Origin of the sequence: Hyphomonas sp. (assembly GCF_036964145.1) — a bacterium.
GTDB lineage: Bacteria > Pseudomonadota > Alphaproteobacteria > Caulobacterales > Hyphomonadaceae > Hyphomonas.
In genome coordinates, this window is sequence record NZ_JBALUC010000001.1 from 391,669 (window position 1) to 416,434 (window position 24,766).

Below are 24,766 nucleotides of genomic sequence, written 5' to 3' on the forward strand. Positions count from 1 at the left end.
AGGTCTAAAAAGTGGGTTCCGGAACGTGGTTCCGGTAGAGCTTTTTGGCGAGTTCGACACGTGCGAGCGCGTCCATGCCCTCGATATCAGCTTTCAGCGTCGCATTCAGCAATGGGCGGATGCCAATCCGGTTGGCCACCTGGATGGCCAGGCCGGGGCGCGCATTCAACTCCAGCAGAAGCGGTCCCTTCGTCTTGTCCAGCACGATGTCCGCGCCAAGATAGCCGAGCCCTGTCACATCATAGGCCTTGGCGGCCATTTCCAGCATCGTGTCCCAGTGCGGTACCGAGAAATTCCGAAGCGGGTTGGCCGTGTCCGGATGAATATCGGTTGTCTTGCCGTTCTGCATGCCGCTGAGTGTTTTGCCGGTAACGAGATCCAGTCCGACCCCGACGCCGCCCTTGTGCAAATTGGCCTTGCCGTCGGATTCGGCGGTTGGCAGGCGCACCATAGCGACGGCTGGAATGCCGCGCACCACAATGATGCGAATGTCCGGTACGCCGCCGAACGAAATCGGATTGAAGATTTCGTCGAACTTCACCCGGTATTCGAACATCGCCACGTCAGGTTGGCCGCTGAGGCTGTACATGCCGGACAGGATGTTATTGACGTGGAATCGGATATCTTCGAGCAGGGCGCGCTGACCATTGGAGCGTCGCCAGCCGCCGCGCATCGGTTCCATCAACACCTGGATGCCGTTGCCTTGTGAGCCATTGGCGGGCTTGATGACGACCCCGTCGGGCTTGTCGAGATAGGATTCCAAATGGCGCATGTGGAACGGGTTCGCGATCACGCCATAGAGTTCCGGCGTCGGGATATTTGCCGCGTTCGCAAGCCGCTTGGTCTCCCGCTTGTCATCGACCAGCCGGATGAGACGCCGCGGGTTGAGCTCATTGACGAGCCTGACGTTCCGCTCGTTGATTCCGAGCAGTCCGGCGCGCCGCAATGCCCGGTAACGTCCAATCATTTCCGGTCGTCCAGTTCGCGGAAGCGGATCAACTCGCTGAGCCGAAGGCCTGTATACTTGCCCATCATCAGGCAGATCGCCATGATCACCAGGAGCAGCTCAGGGAAGTTGAACATCAAATATTCGACATGCGTGTTGGTCATGACGAGATAGGCCGCCGCCGCCACGAGAAGGCTGCCGATACCCTGCTTGATGGCTTCAGTTGCAGAATATTCTTCCCATGCGATCGACATGCGCTCGATTGTCATCGTCAGGATGACCATCGGGAACAGGGAAATCGACAGACCGATCCGCTGGCCATTATTGGCCATGATCTGGGCAATGACCGCCATACAGATCACGATGAACACGACCACAGTTGCCAATCGGGGCACCAGCAGAAGTTTGAGTTTCTCCAGATAGAATCGGACCGCCAGGCCGAGCGCGATGAGCGCCGTGAACAGGATCACGCCGTTGACCAGCGCCGTTTCCCGGAATGCGATGCCGATCAGGACCGGCATGAACGTACCAAGCGTCTGCAGCCCAATAAACTGGCGCAGGAAGACCAGCATAAGGATGCCGACCGGAATCGTGACGAGCACCTGGTAGACCAATTGCGTGGTGATGGGCAGGCGGTTGAACGAGAACCATTGCATGGCCGAGCCCTGATCCTTGGCCATGCGCTGCACGACATCCGAGACGTCGGCATTCACCGGTTGCAGGCTGACCTGCAGGTCGAGGTCCGAAATGCCTTCGGCGCGGATGAAATCGTTTGTGCCATGCCAGATAGTGAAAAATTCGCTGGGGTCGGGACCGGGGAAATATCGCCGATCCATGCCGTCTGCATAATATTCAAGCCAGTGACGGATCTCTGCCCGGCGGCGCGCACTGTCCAGATAGACCCCATTTGCGACGCGCGCGGGAATGCCCTGACTGGTCAGGACGTCGCGGGCCAGGGCAAGGCGCGCGATCGGGCGTGCAAGCGTGGGCGACAACAGGGCCTCTACCTCGTCGACATCGCCGTCTACGAAGATTTCTTCGAGCACGAGATCGGCCAGGGATTCGTCATCGGCTGAGCGACGGCGCAAATCTGTCGACCAGACAAGAAAGGCCTGACGTTCAAGATCGTTTTCGGTTTCAGGCGCGGCGCGGCGGAGCTTGCGCTGCATGCTCTCGGGCAGGGGGCTGTCGACGGTCTCGCCCAGCAGGCGTGCCCTGTAGCGAAGCACTTTCCGGTCATTCGGATAGCGATAGGTCCAGATCGCGGTCCGGCCATCCCCTTCGCGGGAATTCAGCCGCAGGCCGAAGGCGCCATTGTAGAACTGCTCCTGCGAGACGCGGCGGTTTTCGCTGTTCGACGGAATATAGGTTTCCAGTCGGACCGGCTGGTTGCTGGTATCGAAATCCAGATAGATTTCAAAATCCCACGTCGTTGTCCGTTCTCCGGGCGTCATGGGGTAATCGAGTTGCAGAACCTTGGTCGCGAAAATTCCAAGCCCAATCGTGGCGAGGAGCAGCGCAAGCAGTCGGGTATGTGTAAAACTATTCACGGTCGTCGTTTTCGCAGCTGCCTTCGGCTATGAACGTCGACGAAGAATCGACAAGCACGCGTGAGGCCATGAATTCACGCCCCACCAGGAAGTCGTATTCGAAATCTTCCCGATCGGCCAGATTAACTTCGGCAAGTCCACTGACCCCTCCAATGCACAGCGGCAGGTGAATCACAGGACGCCGGATGGTACCGCCGGTCTTCAGCTTGATGAGCGCGAAACGGCGGACATTCTGGTCATATCTCACTGTGCGGCCATTCTTGCCGACAAGGCGAAAGCGGACCCAGTCATCTTTTCCGGCTTTGTTGTAGATATGCACATCGCGGGCGAATACGGAGCTGGAATCCGCACCGGTATCGAGCTTGCCCTTCATCTCGAGGCCGAGCTTACCGACATATACATTCTCGACATAGCCCATGACGGCTGAGTCGCTGGTGCGATCCCGGCTGTCGGCAATAGCCGAAATTGCGGGCAATGACAGAATGGCCGCAGCAGCCACGACATGTCTCAGATACTTCACGAGAATACGTTCCTCTTGCCTCGGGGGCGGCAGTTTTTGGTCCCCTAACACGCGAGCCATGTGGACGATAGCTATCGGCTCACTAGGTAGTCCCAGATCGGGACGCTAGGATGACTTAATAGTTCCCCAAACTGACCGATGTCGCCTCAAAAACCTGATTTCGTGGCATTTCTATGGTGAAGAAAGGGAGCGTCTGTGGTCTCGCCCTTGCACGCAGATAGAGTGGCATTGGGGGAATGTGCCAAATTCCTACAAAATTAACCAAAAAATAGAATTTTAAAAAAACTCTATTTCAAGTTGCGTTCTGAAATCACTGCTTTAAAGTGGTAATCGGAGGGAGAGAGCTGCGGCTGTCTCAAGAATGCAGTTGAGTGTTTTGACACGTCTTCGGAGGTGCGGTTCCCTCGCCTGCATTCAAATGTGCGAGTAGCGTGGGAGCCTCGAAGAATTCGGGGTCAGTAAGCAGGAAGGCTTTATGAGTCTGTCGGTGGATCAGGTTCTGGACCGCGTTCGCGAGAATGTGGGGCTATTCGTTCGAGATGGATCCATCCGAACGGAAGAGCAGGGCGCCCGTTCTGTCCCCTTGGCGGCGATATATCCCGAATGGCTCGGAGACGCGGCGTTTGCGCAGGCACACGGAGCCCGGTTCAATTATGTCGTCGGCGAGATGGCCCGCGGCATCGCCACACCGAAAATGGTCATTGAGGCCGTTCGCGCGGGGTGCGTCGGATTCTATGGCAGTGCTGGTCTGAAGCCGGAGACGATTGAAGACGGGGTGCGCGAGATCAAGGCAGGCATTGCGCCGGGCCAGACGGCTTGGGGCGCAAACCTGATCCATTCGCCTCAACAGCCCGGCTATGAAGCACGCGTCGTTGATTTGTTCCTGTCCATGGGCGTCCGTCGCGTTTCGGCTTCAGCATATATGCGCCTGTCGCCCGAAATTGTCCGTTATACCGCGAAGGGGCTGTCCCGTAGCGCGGAGGGACACATAACGCGCGCGAACCATGTCTTTGCCAAAGTCTCGCGCGCGGAAGTCGCCACCCAGTTCATGCAGCCAGCGCCGGACAAGATCCTGAAGGCGCTGGTGGCCGAGGGTCGCATCACGCCAGAACAGGCTGAACTGGCCGCGCAAGTGCCTGTAGCGCTCGATATTACGGCTGAGGCCGACAGTGGCGGCCACACGGACAACCGCTCTGCGGCACCTCTGTTTTCTTCACTCTCGCTCGCGCGTGACCGCGTCGCGGCAGAAACCGGGATCGAGGCCAATTCCATCCGAATAGGCCTCGGCGGCGGTATCGCGACGCCGCACGGCGTGGCGGCAGCCTTCCAGATGGGGGCAGCCTATGTGCTGACCGGCTCCATCAACCAGGCGGCGGTCGAATCCGGCCTGTCCGAACCTGCGCGGCAATTGCTGGCCAAGGCTGGCCCGGCAGATATCGGCATGGCCCCGGCGGCCGATATGTTCGAGCAGGGCGTTGAGGTCCAGGTGCTGAAGCGGGGCACGCTGTTTGCGATGCGGGCACGCAAGCTGCACGCGCTCTACAAATCCGGCGCGTCTTATGAAACCATGGACCAGAAAGATCGCGACTGGTTGGAAGGCGTGCTCGGGGAATCCTTCCAGAGCGCCTGGGAGCAGACGCGGGCCTTCATCACGGGGTCGAATCCAAAGGAGGCGGCCCGCGCCGCAACCGATGGTAACAAGCGATTGGCTCTTGTAGCGCGCCGATACTTGTTCATGGGCGCCCAATGGGCACGGGATGGAGCGCCGGACCGCGTGTCCGACTACCAGATCTGGTGCGGCCCCGCGCAGGGGGCGTTCAATGAATGGGTCGCCGGCACGTTCCTGGAGCCCATCGAGAATCGCACAATCCGCCAGATCGCCCTGAATTTGATGGAAGGCGCAGCGCGCCTGACACGCGCCGGACAGATGCGTGCCAGCGGCATTGCCGTGCCGCCTACAGCGTTCTCTTACACGCCGCGAAAGTTTCTCTGATATGATGAATGACAAGGCCAGCACATCATGAATTCAAAAGCTGCCATTCCGATTGCCATTGTGGGCATGGGCGCGATCTTTCCGGGTAGGGGAGATGTCACAGGTTTCTGGCGCGATGTGTTTGAGGGGCGGGACCTGTTGTCCGACGTGCCCGCGAGCCATTGGCTGGTCGAAGATTATTATGACAGCGACCCGCTGGCCAAGGACAAGACCTATGGCCGTCGCGGTGGGTTCATTGATCCGGTTGCCTTCGATCCCCTGACATTCGGCATCCCGCCCAAGACGATGGAAGGGACCGACACGGCGCAGTTACTTGCGCTGGTCGCCGCCTATGCAACGCTGCAGGATATCGAGCGGGACAGTGAAGGCCGGATCGACAAATCCCGCACCAGCGTCATCCTCGGCGTGGCGTCCGCAACAGAGCTGACCGCTCATATGGCGGGCCGCCTGCAGCGTCCGGTCTGGGTCAATGCAATGCGCGAAGCGGGCTTGCCCGAAAGCGAAGTTCTTGAACTCGCCGAGCGGATCGAGAACCACTACGTCGAGTGGCAGGAAGCCACATTCCCGGGCCTGCTTGGAAATGTCGTGGCCGGGCGGATCGCCAACCGGTTCGATCTCGGCGGCAGCAACATGGTCACGGACGCGGCATGCGCGTCCAGCCTGTCGGCGCTCAGCATTGCCCTGCACGAACTTCGCGCCGGAGACAGCGATACGGTCCTGACGGGCGGCGTCGACGCGCTGAACGACATCCTGATGTATATGTGCTTCTCCAAGACGCCCGCTCTGTCGCCGACAGGCGATTGCCGGCCGTTTTCGAATGCCGCTGATGGCACCATGCTCGGAGAAGGCGTCGGCATGCTGGCTCTGCGCCGACTGGAAGATGCCGAGCGCGACGGTAACACCATCCATGCCGTCATCCGGGGACTGGGCGGCGGCTCCGACGGCAAGGGCACCGCGATCTATGCTCCGGTTCCGGAAGGTCAGGCCCGCGCGCTCAAACGCGCCTATGATCAGGCTGGATATGGTCCGGACGCGATTGACCTCATGGAAGGGCATGGCACAGGCACCAAGGCCGGCGACAAGGCTGAACTTGATGGCCTTCACCTGGTTTTTAGTGATGTTGAATCCGACGAACCCTGGTGCGCGCTCGGATCCGTCAAATCCCAAATGGGACACTCCAAGGCGGCCGCTGGCGCAGCCAGCCTTGTCAAAGTCGTGAATGCGCTCAGTCGGAAGATCCTTCCGCCCACTGCCAAGGTCGAGGAGCCTGCAGATGTTATCAAGGACAGCAGCGTCTTCTACCTGAACACCGAAGCGAGACCTTGGATTACGACGAAGAAACGCCCTCGCCGGGCATCGGTAAGCTCTTTCGGCTTCGGGGGCAGCAACTACCATGTGACGCTGGAAGAATATGTCGGCAAGACCGCGCTGCGGCCGTATCGGGTATTCCCGGCAGAACTGTTCCTGTTCAGTGCGGACTCGCCTGACACCCTGGCGTCAGCAATCGAGGCCAGCGCATCGGGCATGGATGACGCATCGCTGGCGCATGCCGCTTCACAAACACATGCGGGCTTTGAAGCGAAAGCTCCAGCACGGGCTGCGATCATTGCTGAAACCGCAGACGATCTCAAAACCAAGTCGGAAAGCCTGGCGAGCCAGATTCGGGCAGGGGAAGTAGGCATTCGTCCGTTCAAGGCCGATTGCTTTGCCTCACTCGATGCGCCCGTGGATGGCAAGATCGCCTTCATGTTCTCCGGTCAGGGCAGCCAATATGTCGGGATGGGCTCTGATCTGGCCATGGCGTTCCCGGAGGCTCGGGCAGTATGGGATCAGGCAGCCAGCCACAAGCGCACCGGCAAGCTGAGGCTCGACAAATTGTCCTTCCCGCCGGCGGCATTCGATCAGGTCGATTTCGGCGCGCAGACCCAGACCCTAACGGAAATGCAGCATGCCCAACCGGCCATCGCAGCGGTGGCCTTGTCGCAGCTGGGCCTTCTGTCACAGCTCGGCTTGCAGGCAGACATGGCCGCAGGCCACAGCTTCGGCGAGATCATGGCGCTGCATCTGGCGGGCGTCATGGATTCCGATACGGCCCTCACGGTGGCTGCGGAGCGCGGTGCGCTCATGGCCAAGGCGGCGGGCAACACCAAGGGCGCCATGCTGGCAGTCCAGACCGATTCCGCGACAATTGCACCGGTATTGCAGAAGATCGGGCAGGGGCTCGTTCTTGCCAATGACAATGGCCCGGACCAGGTCGTGCTGTCGGGAGCGCAAGACATTGTGGAACAGGCGCGAGTAGAGTGCGAGACACTCGGCTTGAAGGCGCGGATGCTGCCGGTCGCAACCGCCTTCCATTCCGAGATCGTTGCCGAAGCGGTTCCGCCCTTCGCCAAAGTGCTCGCAAAGCAGAAATTACGCGCTCCGAAACTCGACGTCTTCGCGAACGCCACAGCGCAGAAATATGATGCCAAGGTCGCCGACCTTCCGGCCTTCATCTCTGACCAGCTGATCCAGCCGGTACGCTTCCGCGAACAGGTTGAGGCGATGTACGCGGCGGGCGCACGCGTGTTCGTGGAAGTCGGCCCGGGCGGCGTGGTCACCGGTCTGGTGGGCCATATTCTGGCGGACAAGCCCCACCTTGCGGTCTCACTGGATCACAAGCGCCGCAATGGCGTGAACCAGTTCCTGCTGGCCATCGCCACCCTCGGCGTCTCGGGCATCGACCTCGACTATGCCGGCCTGTTCGCCGACCTTCCGGCTCAGCCTCCGAAGCCAGCCCCCTCCAAGCACGCGGTGAAGATTTCCGGCGGCAATTACAACAAGCCTTATCCTCCGGCGAATGGCGCGGCTGGCCGTGCCCCGCCGAATCCGGAAAAGCCGTCCGGGCAGGATCGCCCAGCCGCACAATTTCAATCCACCAGCAATCCCGTCCAGGCGCTCTCTTCCCCACGCCCGGAACACAAAGTCCTTCCAGAACAGACAGGCAGTCCCATGACCCAAGACACATCCTCAAAAGGCCCGGAATACGCCGTGCAATCCCATTCTACTGTGGCGCCAGCTGCGACGGTCTCTGAGCGGATCATGCAGGAAGTGTCCCAGCGCCATGCCGACTACATGTCTGCCATGTCGACGGCCCATTCGGCTTTCCTGAACGTGGCCGCACAGATGGCGGGCCAGGCACCCCTCGAGCCCGCACGTACCCAGGCGCCCGTCGCCTTGCCAGCTCCCGCGCCAGCGGCTCAGGTACAGCCGCAACCCCCGGCCATGGATGTGAAACCGAATGGCGCCTATCGTGAAGTAGAGCCCGCGCCAGTGGCGCCAGCGCCAATGACTGCTCCTGTGCCACAACCAGTCCCGGCTCCAATTCAACCGCAACCGGCCGTTCAGCCTGCTCCGGTGGTGGCCCCGGCTCCAGTACCCTCTGCATCAGTGGGAGATTCCATCAGCCTGGTCCGCGGCATCATCGCCGAGAAGACTGGCTATCCGGAAGACATGCTCGAACCCGACATGGATCTGGAAGGCGAACTCGGCGTCGACTCGATCAAGCAGGTCGAGATCCTGTCGACCCTGCGCGAACGCATGCCAAGCCTGCCGGAGATTGATCCGGAACAGCTCGTGGAGTTGCGCACGATTGCCGCGATTGCGGGCATGATCGACGCGTCGGGTGTCGCCTCGGCGCCTGCACCGGCAATGAGTGCGCCTCCGGCGGCTGTGGCGGCCTCGTCCAATGGCGGCGTAACGGCCGACACGGTCCGGGCCCTGATCGCGGAGAAGACCGGCTATCCGGAAGACATGCTCGAAGATGACATGGACCTCGAAGGAGAACTTGGGGTCGACTCGATCAAGCAGGTCGAAATCCTGTCGGCCCTGCGCGACCAGCATCCGGAATTGCCGGAAGTCGATCCCGAAGTGCTGGCAGACCTTCGCACCATCCGGGCCATCGCAGATTTTTTTGCGTAAGGGGCGGCGGGGCGCCCGCTGCGCTCTCCCGTCCCGGCCCGCCGGCCGGTCCGGTTCCCACCTATGAGAGTTCCGTTCGGGTAGTCTCGCCTGGGCGCGCGCATCCCTTGGTGGCCGCCCAGGAGCTTTCAGCATGGGGACCGTTTGCCGTGTCGGCTGGGGCATCGGAGATCGCAACCGAATTGGTTCAGGCGCTCACCGGACGAGGGGCTCAGGCGGGCCTTCTGGGCGAGAGCGTTCAGGGTGTTCAAACTGTGATCGTAACCGAAGGCCTTTCGCATTTGCCGGTAACGGAACGACACTGGCGGGTTCTGGACCTTTGCAAGCGGCTATATGCGAGCGGTGTTCGGATTGTGATTTTGGAGTATGCGGGCGCTGGCGACTTTGCGCACACTTCCGGTCTGAAAGGCCTCTCCCGCACACTTCGTCAGGAGTGGCCTGATCGGTCCATAGTAACGTGGTCACTTCCTGCTGGCGCGTCGCTGAGCGCACAGGCTGAACTGGTACTTGGCGCGATCGCCTCCAATGCTCCCGAGGCAGATCTCGATGCGGCGGGTGCTTCGGTGATGGAGATCGGTGCCGCACCTGGGCTGGTGCAGGCAACTCCAGCAGATACGAATGTCTGGTTCGTACCGGGCGGGGCGCGCGGTGTGACCGCAGCCTGCGCATCCGAACTGGCGCGTCGGCAAGCGGGGTCGACCTTTGTTCTTGCGGGCCGGTCTGGCATCACGCCCTGGCCAGAAGGATTGCAACCAGCGACCGACATGAAGCTCCTCCGGGGTGCGCTGATCTCCGGAGCCAAGGCGCGCGGTGAAAAACCTGCCTTGCCGGACATTGATCGCCAGGCGCGCGCGCTGCTGGCAGGGCAGGAGATTCGTCACACGCTGGGCACCATCGCGGCGGCCGGGGCGCGGGCTGTCTACCTTCAGGTAGACATGTCTGACCGTGACAGCATTGTCGCTACCGCCCAGCAGATTACGGCTGAATACGGACCGATTACCGGCCTCGTGCATGGGGCAGGGGTACTGGCAGACGGGCTTGCCTTGAAGAAGACGCGAGACGATGTGGAATATGTCTTCGGGCCGAAGGTTGAGGGTCTGGCAAACCTGCTCGCCGCCATAGACCTTTCCCAGCTGCGCCATGTCGGTCTGTTTTCGTCCGCGTCCGCCATCTTCGGCAATACGGGCCAGAGCGACTATGCGATGGCCAATGCATGGCTCAGTGCCGTCGCGCGAAAGCTCGCAGGGCAACTGCCAGCTGCGACCGTCAAGAGTTTCTGCTGGGGCCCGTGGGATGGCGGGATGGTTGACGCAACATTGGCGGGACATTTCGCAACACGCGGCATTTCGCTGATTGGCCTTCAGGATGGTGCACGCATCTTTGCCGACCAGATTCTTCAGGGAGACAAGCAGGACATCGAACTATTGATCGGGGATGAGTGGGCAGGATGACAAGCGATTGCCGATTTGAGCCGATTGCTATTGTCGGTCAGGGCTGCGTGCTGCCGGGGGCCATGAGCCCGGCGGAGCTTGGCGATCTCGTCTTTGACAAGTGCGTGGTCTACGGCCCGGTACCAGCTGACCGGCTTGGGCTTTCGGAAGCAGACGTAGCCTCTCGAAACTATGTGTCCGGTACGGTTCAGGGATTCGAACATGTTTTCGACGAGGCGCGTATCCCGGAAGAGTGGCGCGCGGCTGCCAAGGTCGACCCGGTTTGCGCCTGGTCCCTGTACGCGGCGATAGAAGCGTGGACCGATGCGCGCAAGCCCAAGGTCCGCAAGGGCCGGGCAGGTGTCTTCGTCGCGAACCTCTCCTATCCAAGCGCTGGGCATGCGGATTATGCCGCTCGCCATTGGGCAGGGCAGGGTTCTGCTGACCCGCTCGCACCTTTCAATTCTTCTCTGCCGCCGCATTTGATCGCTCAGGCGCTCGGTCTGTCCGGCCCAGCTTTCTCGCTTGATGCGGCGTGCGCATCGTCGCTCTATGCGCTGGAGATCGCCTGTCGACGCCTTCAATCGCAGGCCATTGATTGCGCCGTCGTCGTCGGCGTCAATGCGGCCGACAATCTGATCCTCCACATTGGGTTCGACGCACTGAAGGCGCTGAGCCCGACCGGCCAGTCACGCCCGTTCGTGAAGGGCGCAGATGGCCTCATTCCCTCCGAAGGCGCCGTCTCGGTTGTCCTGAAGCGCCTGTCCGATGTGAAGAAGAAGGATGTCGTCCATGGCGTGATCCGGGGCATCGGCCTCTCGAATGATGGTCGGCGCAAGGGTTTGCTCGCCCCGTCCGGCGAGGGTCAGACTGAAGCCATGACGCGCGCATACGGAATGGCCGGTGTCGATCCGAAGAGCGTGTCCTATCTGGAATGCCACGCCACCGGCACGCCGACCGGTGATGGTGTCGAGGTGCAGGCATCGGCGGACATGTTCGTAGGCAATGAAAATCTCGCCATCGGGTCCCTGAAAGCCAATACCGGGCATCTTATCACGGCGGCGGGCCTTGCCAGCCTGCTCAAGCTGACCGAAGCGTTCAAGCGCGAAGCCCTGCCGCCTACACCGATCAGAGGTGACCTGATCGAAGTTGCCGGCCGGAACGGTATGAAAGTTCTGGGGGAGGCCGCGCCGTGGGAGCCGCGTCACGGGCTCCGCCGCGCAGCTATCAGCAATTTCGGTTTCGGTGGCAACAATGCGCATCTGGTCCTCGATCAGTATGATCCGGGATCGGACGCTGTGGAAATCCAGGCCAGCCAAGTGTCGAAACAGAACATTGTGATCTGCGGAACAGGCCTGCTTGCTGGTTCCGACAGGGGCGCAGATGCTGTCACGCGTCGGATCATGAACCAGCCGCTGAAACCTTCGGCGCCGTGCCGCAAGGTGGGTGCGGATCCGAAGACCGCGCGGACGCCGCCTACGGATTTGCTTGAGGCGGAACCACAGCAACTCGCCATTGTCGATGTGGTGGAAGAAGCCCTGCAATCGGTCGCGCCCGTAGCGTCCGACCGGGTGGGCATCTTCACCGCCATGGGCTGTGCGTCGGATTCGGCGCGGTGGTTGCTGAGAGAACGCTTGGCATCTCTGGCAGGATTCCCTCCGAACTCTGCGGAGCTTGCCACTGCGCAGGCCCGCATCGCACCACCGCTTCAGGCAGCAACCGTTCTCGGTGCCATGGCGAACATGACCGCCAATCGCGTGACCTATGCGCATGATTTCCAGGGCATGGGTTTCGCGGTATCTGCCGAGGCGGCATCCGGCCTTGCCGCGCTGGATCTCGCCATCGAAGCGCTGCGCTTGGGCCAGCTGGATATGGCCATCGTCGCGGCGGCCGATTTTGCCACCGAACCGGTCCGTGCAGCCGCACTCGCAGACATCGGCATCACAGTGCAACCTGGCGACCAGGCTGCGGCCATTGTCCTGAAGCGGAAACAAGACGCTGAAGCCGCATCGGACCGGATTTTTGGATCTGTCCATGACGTCGACTGGGCAAAGGGCGGGGAATCCGACGCAGGCATCATAAATCGCGTATTCGGCACGGCTCCCTGCGCTTCGGTCGTATTCGAACTGGCCCTGCAAGCGCAGCTCTGCGCACGAGGACACGTGCTGACGGCGGAAGGTGCGGTGCCGGACATCCGGGAAACCTCTCGTCCGGTCGACATCTCAGTTGAAGCGACGCCGCTCAACACCGCTGGCTCCGTCGCATTCCATCCTGCGGACGCGGTGCCCATACCGGACGCGCTGCGGCCGACACCCTTCCTGTTCTGGGCCTCGGCAAAAGACAAAGCGACGCTCGCCGCGCGCATGGCCTCAGGCAAGACCGGGGGCAGGGGCAAATGCCGTATTGCGATGGTTGCACCTACTGTGGAAGCGCTCGCTGAACAGTTGGATTCTGCGCAGCAGATGCTGGAGCAGGGCAAAGCCCCTGTCGGAGACGGCGTCCACTATGGCGAAGGCAAGCCTGAGGGCGAACTCGCCTTCATGTTCACTGGATCTGCGGCCGTCTATCCCCGCATGGGACGTGGTCTGCTCTCGGCCTTCCCGGAATTGCGCCAGCGTCTCGCCAAGCTCGACAAAGCGGACGAGATCGCCCCGCTGCTCGCCAAGGCCAGCCTGACGGAATTCGAACAATTGTGCGCTGGCACGCTGATGAGCCAGGCACACGCAATTCTGTTGCTGGACATTCTCGGTCTCAAGCCGGATGCGGCGCTCGGCCTGTCCCTTGGCGAGAGCAATGCCCTGTTCGCTTTTGGCTTCTGGCGAGATCCCGGCGCTCTGCTGGACGAGATTTCCGATGCCGCCATGTATGAGCGTCATATCGGCGGCGAGTTCGAAACGGCAAAAGAGGCGTGGGGCCCGAACGTTCCGGCGGACTGGACCAATTGGCGTGTCCAGGCGCCGGTTGATGCCGTTAAGCGTGAAGTCGCCAAACATACCGGCGTCGAGATCACGATCATCTATTCGCGAACAGACTGCATGATCGGCGGCCCGGCTGAGGCCTGCCGCAAGATCTGCGAATCTCTAGGGCCCGGCAGCGGCGCAAAGATGCACCAGCATCTGATTGTGCATGCCAAGGCCATGCAGCCCTTCGCGGAGACGTGGCGCAAGCTGCATACGCGCAAGATGCATGATGGGGGCGGGGTGCGCCTCTACGCCAATGCCATCAATGCCGCCTATGAGCCGACCAGCGAAACCTCGGCAGATATGCTGACCCGGCAGGCCGTCGATACGGTTGATTTTCCGCCTACGGTCGAACAGGCATGGAAAGATGGCGTGCGCACTTTCGTGGAGCTTGGCCCGCGCGACACGCTGACCGCCGCACTTGGAAATATCCTTGAAGGCAAGGACTACAAGGCGGTCGCCACCGACCGTATTGAAACAGCGGACTTGGCACAGGTCGCCGACCTTGCCGCCTTCCTGTTCGCAGATGGACGCGCGCCGAAGATGAAGCCCGTTGCAGCAGCGCTGGAGGCCGCGAGGCGCAACAGGACCGTGCGGCCTGCGCCTTGGGCGCTGACACGGGATGTTCCTTACGACATGCCTATTGTTCCGTCCCTGACCCCTGCGGCCCGGATGCCGGTTGCGCCGACTTTGGACACTGTAAGTTATCCTGCGCCATGCCATTCAAAAACCAGCACCACGCCGGTGCCATTCCCCGCGCCGCCGGCAGACCGTCCGCTGCCCGCGCCGCGCAAGGTGACTGCTGGAACAGAGCCACTTCTGCCGCGATCACCCGCAGGACCGCACTGGAACTATCCCGAGATCGAGAAATCCGCGCGTGAGAAGATGTCTGACTTCTTCGGCGCCGCATTCAAACCGCAGGACCAATATGCCCGTCAGGTGCGCCTGCCAGCGCCGCCGCTACTGCTTGTCGACCGGATCACTGGCATCGATGCCGAGGCCGGGGTCGAGAGTACCGGCATCATCTGGACCGAGACGGATTTGAAGCCCGATCAATGGTTTATCCATGACGGTCGCATCCGCCCTGGACCGCTGATCGAAAGCGGGCAGGCCGACCTGACCCTGATCGGCTGGATGGGCGCCGACTTCAAGAACCAGGATGACCGCGTCTATCGCCTTCTGGGGTGTGAGATCACCTTCCATGAGGGCGGCCTGCCGGAGCCGGGCGAGACGCTGCGCTTCCAGATCGAGATCACCGGGCACGCGACACTCGCAGGTGTCCGCATGTTCTTCTTCCAGTATGATTGTATGGCGGGAGACCGCCGCGTCTTTTCCGTGCGAAACGGTCAGGCCGGCTTCTTCAGCGATGACGAACTTGCCTCCGGCAAGGGCGTCATGTGGGACCCCGCCAAGGATGCACCGCCTACCGCAGGCCCCGCGCCATTTGCCGCCGAGGGCGCGAGCCGGAAGCGAGCTTTCAGTGCCAGGGATCTGGACGCTTACCGGGACGGCAATGCCTGGGCGTGCTTTGGCGACGGGTTCGAACTGGCGGCCGCGCAGTCACGTCCGATCCGCCTGCCGGACGACAGGCTGGCCCTCTTCGATGATGTCGAAGCCTTTGACCCCAATGGCGGACCGTGGGGCAGGGGGTATTTGAAAGCCCGCGCGCATGTGCCGGTCGATGCCTGGTTCTATGAGGGGCATTTCCATAATGACCCCTGCATGCCGGGGACGCTGATGGCTGAGGCCGCCGTGCAGACACTGGAATTCTACGCAGCGGCCGCCGGCCTGCTGACCGAACGTGACGGGTATGTCTTCGAACCGATGCCGGGCCATATGGCGCAATTCGTCTGCCGGGGGCAGGTCATTCCGGACACGGATCACGACGTGACCTATGAGGTCTTCATCGATGAGATCATTGATGGAGAAACCCCGGAAATCTACGCGTCCCTTCTGGCAAGCAGTGATGGCAAGAAGGTGTTCTACTGTCCGCGCTTCGGCCTGCGCCTGCGCCGCGATTGGCCCGCGCCACGCATCGCCGACACGCCGATCCGGACGGGCCCGATGGGCGAGAGTCGGGGCGACCACGCCGCATTGCTCGATTGCGCCAATGGCGCGCCGTCGGCGGCCTTTGGCGCAATGTATGACCGGTTCGATACCGAAGGCATCGTGCCCCGTTTGCCGCAAGAGCCATATCACATGATGACGCGGGTTATCGAAGTGTCCACACGGCCGGGCGTGCAGGAAGTTGGCGCAAAGGTTCGCGCCGAATACGACATTCCAGCGGATGCCTGGTATTTCGAGGACAACCGGAATGGGGCCATGCCCTTCGCCGTCCTGTCGGAGATCGCGCTGCAGCCGTGTGGGTGGCTTGCCAGCCATTGCGGTTTTGCCTTGTCCGGTAGCCTGAAATTCCGCAATCTCGAAGGCGATGGTGTCCTGCATCGTGAGCTTCGCCCGGGCGATGGGACGATGGTTGTTGAAAGCGAGCTGACGGCCTTCTCCCGTGTCGGGCCGATGACCATTGTGACCTTCAGCGTTGTGGTCACGCTAGCCTCTGGCGAACCGGTGCTGGACCTGACAACCCAGTTCGGCTTTTTCCCAGCTGCCGCGCTCGTGCGTCAGGCCGGCCTGTCGGCCAAGCCACATTTCTCCGCTGCGTTCGACCTGCCGGGCGAAAAAGTGAAGACGCGCCAGATTGAAAAGCGCCTTGCAGGCGGCAAGATGCGCATGCTGGACACGGTCGACTATTTCAACCCGACCGGTGGAGAGGCCGGGCTCGGCCTGATCCGGGGCCGCCAGGCAGTTGATCCGAATGCGTGGTACTTCAAGGCGCACTTCTATCAGGACCCGGTCCAGCCGGGGTCGCTCGGCCTTGATGCGCTCGCGCAATTGCTGGCGCGCGCCATTCTGCTCAAGGGACTGGATGAGGGCATGAGCGACCCGCACTTTGAAACCATTGCGACCGGCGCGCCGTTCAAATGGAGCTATCGCGGACAGGTGACGCCGGACAAGAAAGAAGTCGTTACCGTGATGGAGATTGTTTCCATAGAGGAACGCGACAAGGGCTGGTTGGTCACTGCGCGGGGCAGCCTGTGGCGGGATGGGTTGCGGGTCTACGAAGTCGGACCATACAGCCTCGCCCTTGTTGATCGCGGCTAGCCGGTTTCGAGCGCAAGGCCGACCATGATTTCCCCATGAAGGGAACAAGAGATCGTGAAGGCGTGGTCTGGAGCCTGAACCTCTGCGTGGACCGTTTCGCCCATTATGAAACGCTCTGGCAGGTCGATGCGGCGCGCGCCCATCCGGAAGCCCTGTCCGGCGGCTTTCATGATGGCCTCCTTCGCCGTCCAGATACGGTAGAAGGGGAGGAGGGCGACGCCGTCTTCAAGCTGGCTCAACAAGCTGGATTCTGACGGTGCGCAAACCATCGATACCATCTGGTGCCAATCTATGGAACGGACTCGCTCTATGTCTATCCCGATCGCTGCCTCATGGGAGAGCGCAAAGGCGGACCAGCCTTCCGTGCGGGATATGGAAAGGCACATGTCCGGATCAGAGGAAAGAAAAGGAGCGCCCAAGGCATCATGTTCGATGATGATCTCCGCCGATTGACGTTCGAGATGGTCGGAAAGCCCGGCGCGCACCGCTCGGAAAGACCGCTCAAGATTGGTGCGCTTCGTGGGGTGGACCAGCTTTTCGAGGCGGGCCTGCTCTGCGCCCGTCAGAGGCGAAGGCGGCTGCGGCGCCACCGAATGGTCCAGCACCCAAGCCGCCAGGTCGGGCCACAATTGCGCCCCGGATTGGGGTGAAGGGAAGGGGATCTGGGTCATGTGAGATGGGCTGCAATAGATATGCCGGTTCGGCGTGAAGCGGAGAGAGGATGAACCCCTCTGCAGCCAAGAATATGCACAAGCCGCGCATTTCCGCTAGAAGGCGGTCTGAACCAGCTCAATATGAGGATCCCGCGCCGAATATGTCTTCCCGTCTGTCATATACATTTTCCATTGCCCCCATGATGGACTGGACCGACCGGCATTGCCGCATGTTCCATCGGAGCCTGTCGAAACATGCGCTGCTCTGGTCGGAAATGGTGACCGCTGATGCCGTCATTCATGGCGACCGTGAGCGCCTGATTGGCTATTCCGACGCCGAGCATCCGATCGTGTTGCAACTCGGCGGCAACGAGCCGGCAAAGCTCGCCGAGGCGGCCGCCATTGCCGAGCAGTTCGGCTATGACGAGGTGAATATCAATTGCGGCTGTCCGTCCGACCGGGTCCAGTCCGGCGCCTTCGGGGCCTGCCTGATGGCGCGGCCGGAGGAAGTCGCAGCGTGCGTCAGCGCCATGCGGGCGCGGGTGTCGATCCCTGTCACGGTAAAGTGCCGAATCGCCATTGATGATCTGCCAGCGGAAGAAACCTTGTTCGGCTTTGTCGAAAAAGTCAGCGCGGCGGGATGCGAGGTCTTCACCGTCCATGCCCGCAAGGCCTGGCTGAAAGGGCTGAGCCCGAAGGAAAACCGGGATATCCCGCCGCTTGATTATGCCCTCGTCGAGCGTCTCAAGGCGGCGCGGCCCGACCTGACCATCATCCTGAATGGCGGGATCACTACAATCGACCAATGCCGCGAGCATCTGGATGTCTTCGACGGTGTCATGCTCGGCCGGGCCGCCTATCAATCGCCTGCCTTGCTGGGAGAGGTGGACGCGGCCCTGTTCGGCAAGGGCGAACCGGTTTCGCCGCAAGCCGCCATTGAGGCTTACCGTCCCTACATGGCTGCGCGTCTGGCCGAAGGGGTGGGCCTGCACGCTATGACCCGCCACATGCTGGGCCTGTTCAATGGCCAGCCGGGTGCGCGGCGATGGCGCCGGACCCTGTCGGAAAAGGCCGTGCACAAGGGCGCCGGTCTCGAAGTGCTCGATGAAGCCTTGAGCGCTGTCCTGCTCGACGCTTGAGGTAAAGAGGTTTCAACTTTTCGGAATTTCGTTCTTTATTTGTTCGCGGCAATCTGTTAACTATTTGCTCCATGCTGACTGGGGTTGGAGATGGTTTGCAGGGTTACGACATTTGCCTTTGAAGGCGTAGACGCCCAGCCGGTGGACGTGCAGGTCCAGATGGCGGGTGGCCAACCGGCCTTTCATATTGTGGGCCTTCCGGACAAGGCGGTCGGCGAAAGCCGGGAGCGGGTCAGGGCCGCCTTTGCCTCGCTCGGCCTCGCCTTGCCCCCCAAACGCGTCATCGTGAACCTCGCGCCCGCTGATCTGCCTAAGGAGGGCAGCCATTACGATCTCGCCATCGCGCTCGCCATCCTCGCCATGATGGGGGTGGTTCCCGCCGACCAGCTGGAATCCTACGCCGCCATCGGGGAATTATCGCTCGACGGCGCGCTGGGCGAAACGCTCGGCGTCCTGCCAGCTGCGATGGCAGCAGAGGCGATGGATCTGCAACTCATCTGTCCCCAGATATGCGGTGCCGAAGCGGCCTGGGCCGGGGGCAGCGTAATCGGCGCCACGGGTCTGATTGCCCTGATCAATCATTTCACGGGGCGCAGCGTGATCAGCCCGCCCCGGCCGGGCGAACTGGCAACGCCGCCAGCAGGCCCGGACCTGCGCGATGTGAAAGGGCAGGAAGGGGCCAAGCGCGCGCTGGAAATCGCGGCCGCCGGGGGTCATAATCTCCTCTTCTGCGGGCCGCCGGGATCGGGCAAGTCCATGCTGGCCCAGCGACTGGCGGGCATCCTGCCACCGCTGTCTGCCCGTGAATTGCTGGAAGTGTCGCAAATCCAGTCGATTGCGGGCTTGCTGGAACGCGGGCGCCTGTCGCGGCGACGGCCGTTTCGCGCGCCGCATCATTCGGCCTCGATGGCCGCCCTCGTCGGTGGCGGCATCAAGGCGAAGCCGGGGGAGGTGTCCCTCGCACATCACGGCGTTCTGTTCCTGGATGAATTGCCGGAGTTTCCGGCGACGGTCCTCGACAGTTTGCGACAGCCTCTCGAAGCCGGGGAAGCTGTCGTGGCACGCGCCAACCGGCATGTCCGGTATCCCGCGCGTTTCCAGCTGATTGCCGCGATGAATCCCTGCCGCTGCGGAGGTGGTCCGGGCGCAGCTGCCTGCCGGCGCGGGCCCCGCTGTGCGCAGCAATACCAGGCGCGGCTTTCCGGGCCCTTCCTTGACCGGATCGACCTCTATTATGACACGCCGCCGGTGACGGCTGTCGACCTTGCTCTGCCGCCGCCATCGGAGGGGTCTGCCGAAGTGCGGGAACGGGTTGCCCGCGCGCGGGATATCCAGACCGAACGCCTCGCTCATCTGGCCAGTGACACCTGCCGATCCGTCAATGCCGACACGCCTCTGCCGGAACTGGAGACATCTGCGGCGCCCGATGAGGCGGGTGCGGCGCTACTGGCTGACGCAGCCGCACGGCTGCAATTGACGGCGCGAGGCTACAGCCGCGTCCTCAAAGTCGCGCGGACGATTGCCGATCTTGAGGGCTGCGATGGTGTGCGGCGGCTCCATATCGCCGAAGCGCTCTCCTATCGGCATCGCCCGCCCGGTATGGCCAAACCGGCTATTTCGCAGCCGCAGGGGGCGGCCTCTGGCGGCCTGGTCGGTTAAATGAATGATAAAGGCTTTGCGATAGGGCTGGCATCCTATGACGGATGCACCCAAGCCCCCCGCCAAGCCGGAAGACACCTTCCTCGCGACGGCCAGCCACGAAATCCGGACGCCGCTCAACGGCATTCTCGGAACCGTTTCCCTGTTGCTGGAGACCGAGCTTGCCCCGGCCCAGCGCGAATATGCCGAAGCCATCCGGATGAGCGGTGCCCGCCTTCTGGATCTGCTCAACAATGTGCTGGATTATGCCCGGCTGGATGCCTCGGCGGTGGAGTTGGAGGTCGAGAATTTCTGCCCGGTCCGGCTTGGCCGCGAAGTGATCGAACTGCTCAGCCCGCGCGCGCATGCAGCCGGGCTCGATCTGGCTGTCCGCGCCCAACCCCTGCCGATGCCGACCTATTCCGGCGATGCAGGCCGTATTCGTCAGATCCTGTTCAATCTGGTGGGGAACGCGCTCAAATTCACCCGGCAGGGCTCGGTCCTGCTGGACATCATCGACCGGCAGGAGGGGCTGGAATTCCGGGTCATCGATACGGGACCAGGGATTGCCGAATCCGACCGGGCCCAGCTGTTTCGCGCCTTTACCCAATCAGCCACGCAAGATGCGTACAAGGATGGCGGCGTCGGGCTCGGCCTCGCCATCGTCAAGCGCCTGACGGAACTCCTCGGTGGGTGGGTGGATATTGACGGCGCCCCGGGCGTGGGCACTGCCTTTACCGTCTTCCTGCCCTTGCCGCGTGCCGACATGCCCTCGACTCATGATCTGCCCAATCTGGATATGACTGTGGGGCTGGTTGGGCTTCCGGGTGCCACCGCGCTCGCGGCCGCCTCGGCCCTGTGCGGATCAAAGGCCACGCCTTACATGATCGATCCGGTTTCGGGCCGGGTCCCCGCCCATGTCGATGTCCTGTTGATCGGGGCAGATCTGCGCGAGAAGCTGGTCAGGGAATTTGCGCGCCAGCGTCCCACCCTGGTCGTGCTGCGCCCTGAAGACCGGGGCGCCATTGAGCGTTTCCGGAGCCTCGGATGTGCCGGATGGCTGGTGCGTCCCCTCCGGGCGTCCTCGATTGCGGAACGCGTCTTTGTCATCCAGTCCGGCGAACAGGCGATTGATGAACCCGTGCAACAAACCGGGGCAGGGCATGTGCTGATTGCCGATGACAATCCGGTAAACGCATTGATCGCACGCCGCGCCTTGGAATCGGCTGGTTTTAGCGTCACTGTGGCCTCCACCGGAAGTGAGGCCGTGGAGACTGCAACGCAAATGAACTTTGCCCTCATCCTTATGGATCTGCGTATGCCTGTGATGGATGGCTTTGAAGCCATGCGGCGCATTCGGGAAACCGGGTCTACTGTGCCCATGATCGCCATCTCGGCAGAAATGAATTCCAGTATCGAACGGCAGGCCCGCGCGGCCGGCGCGAGCAGCGTCGCGGCCAAGCCCCTCGACGCCGAAGCCCTTCGCAGCCTGGCGCTACAGTGGACAAGCGAGCCGGTCCGGCACGAAGGCGCTGCATGAGCGATACGTCGGCGCCCACGCCTCCCGCGGTGCGTGAACCCTCCCGTGCCGTCCGCGCGCTGAAGGCACTGAAGGACCGCCGTATGGCGGCGATGCTGATCCTGTCCTTCGCGGCCAGCATTCCCTATGGCGCTGTCGTTGGTGTCCTCTCTGCCTGGCTGACACAGGAAGGCATCGATACGGACACGATCGGCGTGCTCGCCCTCGTATCTCTCGGCTATTCCTTCAAATATCTCTGGGCCCCGATGTTTGGTCGCGCCCGGAACGTGCCCTTCCTGCGCATTGGCGGGCGCCGGTCCTGGCTGATCGTCTGTCAGTCGGTGATCGCCTTGCTCCTGATTGTGCTGGCCTTCAGCAATCCGCCCCAGAATATCGGCCTGGTGGCACTGATCTGTTTCGTCATCACAATCATTGGTCCGACACATGATCTGATCCTTGATGCCTGGCGCATCGAAGTGGCCCGGTCTGAAGAAGACAAGGACCTCATGTCCGCCCTCTATCAGTTCGGCTACAAATCCGGCGGATTCATCTCCGGCTTCCTGGCCCTGCTGGTCGCCGCGCGCGTCGGATGGACCGTGTCCTATGTAATGATGTCGGTGTTCATCGCCTTGACGGTGCTCGGCAGCTTGCTGGCGCCGGAACCGGAATCTTCTTCCCGCCCCGATACGAGCCGGATGAGTTTCCTGCCCTCGCTTCGCCGCAGGGTGACCTTGCCGGCCGTGGCCGTCGTTGCGGCCAGCTGGCTGGTTGGCTTCACCCTGATCGGGACGTTTGTCGTGCGTAAACTGGCGCTGGGCGCGGATATTTCCTCGCGCGTGTTCGTCTCTGAGCAGGGGCCGATCATTGTCCTGCTCACAGTCGTGCTGCCTGCCGTGGTCGCCGCCTTGCTCGTCTTCACGCAAAAGGCGGTCGCCACCGAGGCGCCACTCCTGATCGCCGGGCAGGGCCGGGGCGACAAGCTGTTGGCAACGCTGTTCCGGGCGATCTTCGATCCATTGATGGAGCTGATTTCCCGGCTCGGCTGGTGGACGATCCTCGTTCTTGCGCTGGCACTGACCTACCGGTTCACGGATGCGGTCTGGGGCTCGTTTGCCTATCCCTTCTACCTGCGCGCCGACCTCGATGCGCTGGGGCACACGCTGGACGATGTGGCCATTGCCTCGAAATTCTTCGGCGTCGTTGCCACCATTCTCGGCTCGCTGATCGGTGCGATGCTGATTGCGGTGCTGGGTCGGATGCCGGTCTTCTTTGTCGGCGGGATCGTCGCAGCGGCGACCAATCTGCTCTATGCGGACCTCGCCGCCGGCTCCGCGACCGTGGACGCCTTCCTCGCTTTCACCCATCTCGACGCGCCCCTGATTACGTTTGCCGACTGGGCGGCAAAACTTCAGCCGGAGGAGGTAGCGCTGGCCTCCGACCAGGGTCAGCGCATGGCGCGCCTGATGGTGACGATCTTTGCGGAAAACATTGCGGGCGGCTTTGCGCTCGTGGCGATGACGGCTTATCTCACCTCCGTGGTCAATCCGCGCTTTGCCGCCGTGCAATATGCGCTGCTTGCCTCGCTCACCATGCTGATCGGCACGCTGGGCCGTCCCTGGCTCGGCGAAATGATCGAGCAGAACGGGTTCTACGATGTCTTCATCATCACCTTCTGGCTCGGGGGTGTCGCCGTGGCGCTCAGTGCCATAGAGTGGGCGCGTCAGGCCTATCTCAAGCGATAGGCGAGGGGCCCGGCTTGTCGGCCCCAAAGTCCGGAGGAATATTCATGCGTTCAGCCCTGATTGCACTCGTCCTGCCTTTCGCTCTTGCGGCTTGCGCGACCTCCCCATCCGCTCCAGCCGGCGTAACGGCCGGGATGGAAGCGAACGAGGCCGCAGCGATTACGGCGATGCTGGAGGCTCAGGACGAAGCATGGAATCGCGGGGATATTCCCGCTTTCATGGACGGCTACTGGAAATCCCCGGACCTTCGTTTCGCGTCCGGCGGAAACATCGCGCGCGGCTGGGACGCGACGCTGCAACGGTATGAAACACGCTACGACACGCCCGCAAAGATGGGCACACTCGTGACGTCCGATTATGAGATCGACATCTTGTCGCCCGACGCCGCTATTGCGCATGGCCGCTGGATGCTGGAGGTCGAAGGCGACAACCCGTCCGGGCTCTACACGCTGGTCCTCCGCAAGATCGAGGGCGACTGGGTGATCGTTTCCGACACGACCACATCTGCCGACTAGCGGGCCGTACTGATCCCGGTAAGAGCCACGCCATGCCTTGGCAGTCGGCGCGGTTGCGGGCAAAACGCCGTATGGCCTCACGACCGAAGGGGACACGGCTCAGACCATGAAACGCGCAACACTCGACATCAGCACCCACAATTCTTCGCTTGAGGGCATGATCGAACGGCCATGGTTCCGGCACCTGGTGATCACGCTTATCATCGTGAATGCGGTGATCCTCGGCGTGCTGACCTATCGGGAAACCCTGCCGCCAAGCCTCGTCGTCTCCCTGGACGTGATCGATCAGGCAATCACATACGTCTTTGCAATCGAAATCCTGCTGAAACTGTTCGTATACCGGCTGCAATTCTTCCGGGGTGGTTGGAACTGGTTCGATTTCATTGTCATCGGCGTGTCTCTTATTCCGGGCAGTCAGGCATTCGGCGTGCTTCGCGCGCTCCGCGTCCTGCGGATTCTCCGGCTCCTGCATATCGTGCCGATGATGCGCCGGATCACCGAGGCGCTGATGAAGGCTTTGCCGGGCATGGGCGCGATCTTCGCGGTACTGGCGCTGATCACCTATGTCGCAGCCGTCATGGCGACGAACATGTATGGCAATACCGAGAATGAGGAGGTCACTGAATTGTTCGGAGATTTGCCACGCTCGGCCTATTCCCTTTTCCAGGTCATGACGATGGATGGCTGGCGGTTCGAAGTCGTCCAGAAAGTCATTGATGACGGCAATCCCTATGCCTGGATGTTCTTCCTGATTTTCATCTTCATCGCCAGCTTTGCCATCCTGAACCTCTTCATCGCATTGATTGTGGATTCCCTGGCCGCCGAACAACAGGCGATCATCGAAGAGGGGCTCGACGAACTCGAAGAGGAACTGGAAGACGAGTTGATGACGGCCGAGAAGGGCCGGGCAGCTGTCCTGACAGCCATTCAGGACATGCGGTCGGAGATTGCGGCTTTGCGTGCGGCAGTCGAGTCGCGACCCAAATAGATGTGGCACGGGGTGAAGCACCAGAATCTAAAAAAGAATTCATAATTGGAA

General features: G+C 61.8%; 14 protein-coding genes. 10 read left to right on the forward strand and 4 right to left on the reverse strand.

Going from position 1 to position 24,766, the window contains the following annotated elements:
* Nucleotides 1-4 precede the first annotated feature (4 nt).
* From V7660_RS02040 to V7660_RS02050, 3 genes are read right to left on the reverse strand one after another with little or no spacing between them, the layout of a single operon-like run.
* On the reverse strand, nucleotides 5-967 hold the full coding sequence (locus tag V7660_RS02040; protein WP_335601454.1) for an alpha-L-glutamate ligase-like protein: 963 nt from the start codon (nucleotides 965-967) through the stop codon (nucleotides 5-7).
* On the reverse strand, nucleotides 964-2,496 hold the full coding sequence (locus V7660_RS02045; protein WP_335601455.1) for a UUP1 family membrane protein: 1,533 nt from the start codon (nucleotides 2,494-2,496) through the stop codon (nucleotides 964-966). The genes V7660_RS02040 and V7660_RS02045 overlap by 4 nt, the downstream gene beginning before the upstream one ends.
* Nucleotides 2,489-3,016 (reverse strand): ATP-dependent zinc protease family protein, encoded by a 528-nt coding sequence (locus tag V7660_RS02050; RefSeq protein ID WP_335601456.1) that lies wholly within the window; start codon nucleotides 3,014-3,016, stop codon nucleotides 2,489-2,491. Before V7660_RS02050 ends, V7660_RS02045 begins: the two co-directional genes overlap by 8 nt.
* Nucleotides 3,017-3,491: 475 nt before the next feature.
* On the opposite strand from V7660_RS02050, the gene V7660_RS02055 reads away from it, so the two are divergent.
* The 4 genes from V7660_RS02055 to V7660_RS02070 all read left to right on the forward strand — a co-directional run bounded on the left by V7660_RS02055 (nucleotide 3,492) and on the right by V7660_RS02070 (nucleotide 16,521).
* Complete coding sequence (locus tag V7660_RS02055; protein WP_335601457.1) at nucleotides 3,492-5,009, forward strand: PfaD family polyunsaturated fatty acid/polyketide biosynthesis protein; 1,518 nt, start codon at nucleotides 3,492-3,494, stop codon at nucleotides 5,007-5,009.
* 27 nt (nucleotides 5,010-5,036) lie between these two features.
* Nucleotides 5,037-8,969, forward strand: a complete 3,933-nt coding sequence (locus V7660_RS02060) for a beta-ketoacyl synthase N-terminal-like domain-containing protein (RefSeq protein WP_335601458.1) — start codon at nucleotides 5,037-5,039, stop codon at nucleotides 8,967-8,969.
* A gap of 149 nt (nucleotides 8,970-9,118) precedes the next feature.
* Complete coding sequence (locus V7660_RS02065; RefSeq protein WP_335601459.1) at nucleotides 9,119-10,420, forward strand: SDR family NAD(P)-dependent oxidoreductase; 1,302 nt, start codon at nucleotides 9,119-9,121, stop codon at nucleotides 10,418-10,420.
* Nucleotides 10,417-16,521, forward strand: a complete 6,105-nt coding sequence (locus tag V7660_RS02070; protein ID WP_335601460.1) for a beta-ketoacyl synthase N-terminal-like domain-containing protein — start codon at nucleotides 10,417-10,419, stop codon at nucleotides 16,519-16,521. The genes V7660_RS02065 and V7660_RS02070 overlap by 4 nt, the downstream gene beginning before the upstream one ends.
* On the opposite strand, the gene V7660_RS02075 is transcribed toward V7660_RS02070, so the two are convergent.
* Nucleotides 16,518-17,192, reverse strand: coding sequence for a 4'-phosphopantetheinyl transferase family protein (locus V7660_RS02075; RefSeq protein ID WP_335601461.1), 675 nt, complete (start codon nucleotides 17,190-17,192; stop codon nucleotides 16,518-16,520). The two genes, V7660_RS02070 and V7660_RS02075, sit on opposite strands and share 4 nt — an antisense overlap.
* Nucleotides 17,193-17,335: 143 nt before the next feature.
* On the opposite strand from V7660_RS02075, the gene dusA reads away from it, so the two are divergent.
* The 6 genes from dusA to V7660_RS02105 all read left to right on the forward strand — a co-directional run bounded on the left by dusA (nucleotide 17,336) and on the right by V7660_RS02105 (nucleotide 24,715).
* Nucleotides 17,336-18,313, forward strand: a complete 978-nt coding sequence (dusA, locus tag V7660_RS02080) for a tRNA dihydrouridine(20/20a) synthase DusA (protein WP_335601462.1) — start codon at nucleotides 17,336-17,338, stop codon at nucleotides 18,311-18,313.
* 90 nt (nucleotides 18,314-18,403) lie between these two features.
* Nucleotides 18,404-19,972: a YifB family Mg chelatase-like AAA ATPase gene (locus tag V7660_RS02085; RefSeq protein ID WP_335601463.1), complete on the forward strand. Its 1,569-nt coding sequence runs from the start codon at nucleotides 18,404-18,406 to the stop codon at nucleotides 19,970-19,972.
* Between the two features lie 37 nt (nucleotides 19,973-20,009).
* Nucleotides 20,010-21,491, forward strand: coding sequence for an ATP-binding protein (locus tag V7660_RS02090; protein ID WP_335601464.1), 1,482 nt, complete (start codon nucleotides 20,010-20,012; stop codon nucleotides 21,489-21,491).
* Nucleotides 21,488-23,212 (forward strand): hypothetical protein, encoded by a 1,725-nt coding sequence (locus V7660_RS02095; RefSeq protein WP_335601465.1) that lies wholly within the window; start codon nucleotides 21,488-21,490, stop codon nucleotides 23,210-23,212. The genes V7660_RS02090 and V7660_RS02095 overlap by 4 nt, the downstream gene beginning before the upstream one ends.
* Nucleotides 23,213-23,256: 44 nt before the next feature.
* Complete coding sequence (locus V7660_RS02100) at nucleotides 23,257-23,727, forward strand: nuclear transport factor 2 family protein (RefSeq protein ID WP_335601466.1); 471 nt, start codon at nucleotides 23,257-23,259, stop codon at nucleotides 23,725-23,727.
* A gap of 106 nt (nucleotides 23,728-23,833) precedes the next feature.
* Nucleotides 23,834-24,715 carry an ion transporter gene (locus tag V7660_RS02105; RefSeq protein ID WP_335601467.1) on the forward strand — a complete coding sequence of 294 codons (882 nt, stop codon included), beginning with the start codon at nucleotides 23,834-23,836 and terminating at the stop codon, nucleotides 24,713-24,715.
* The last annotated feature ends 51 nt before the right edge of the window (nucleotides 24,716-24,766 follow it).

What these genes read in the sequence shown, in the direction of transcription:
- V7660_RS02040 (WP_335601454.1), bottom strand. Translation starts at nt 967, where the DNA reads ATGATTGGACGTTACCGGGCATTGCGGCGCGCCGGACTGCTCGGAATC.
- V7660_RS02055 (WP_335601457.1), top strand. Translation starts at nt 3,492, where the DNA reads ATGAGTCTGTCGGTGGATCAGGTTCTGGACCGCGTTCGCGAGAATGTG.
- V7660_RS02060 (WP_335601458.1), top strand. Translation starts at nt 5,037, where the DNA reads ATGAATTCAAAAGCTGCCATTCCGATTGCCATTGTGGGCATGGGCGCG.
- V7660_RS02070 (WP_335601460.1), top strand. Translation starts at nt 10,417, where the DNA reads ATGACAAGCGATTGCCGATTTGAGCCGATTGCTATTGTCGGTCAGGGC.
- V7660_RS02075 (WP_335601461.1), bottom strand. Translation starts at nt 17,192, where the DNA reads ATGACCCAGATCCCCTTCCCTTCACCCCAATCCGGGGCGCAATTGTGG.
- dusA (WP_335601462.1), top strand. Translation starts at nt 17,336, where the DNA reads ATGTCTTCCCGTCTGTCATATACATTTTCCATTGCCCCCATGATGGAC.
- V7660_RS02085 (WP_335601463.1), top strand. Translation starts at nt 18,404, where the DNA reads ATGGTTTGCAGGGTTACGACATTTGCCTTTGAAGGCGTAGACGCCCAG.
- V7660_RS02090 (WP_335601464.1), top strand. Translation starts at nt 20,010, where the DNA reads ATGACGGATGCACCCAAGCCCCCCGCCAAGCCGGAAGACACCTTCCTC.
- V7660_RS02095 (WP_335601465.1), top strand. Translation starts at nt 21,488, where the DNA reads ATGAGCGATACGTCGGCGCCCACGCCTCCCGCGGTGCGTGAACCCTCC.
- V7660_RS02100 (WP_335601466.1), top strand. Translation starts at nt 23,257, where the DNA reads ATGCGTTCAGCCCTGATTGCACTCGTCCTGCCTTTCGCTCTTGCGGCT.
- V7660_RS02105 (WP_335601467.1), top strand. Translation starts at nt 23,834, where the DNA reads ATGAAACGCGCAACACTCGACATCAGCACCCACAATTCTTCGCTTGAG.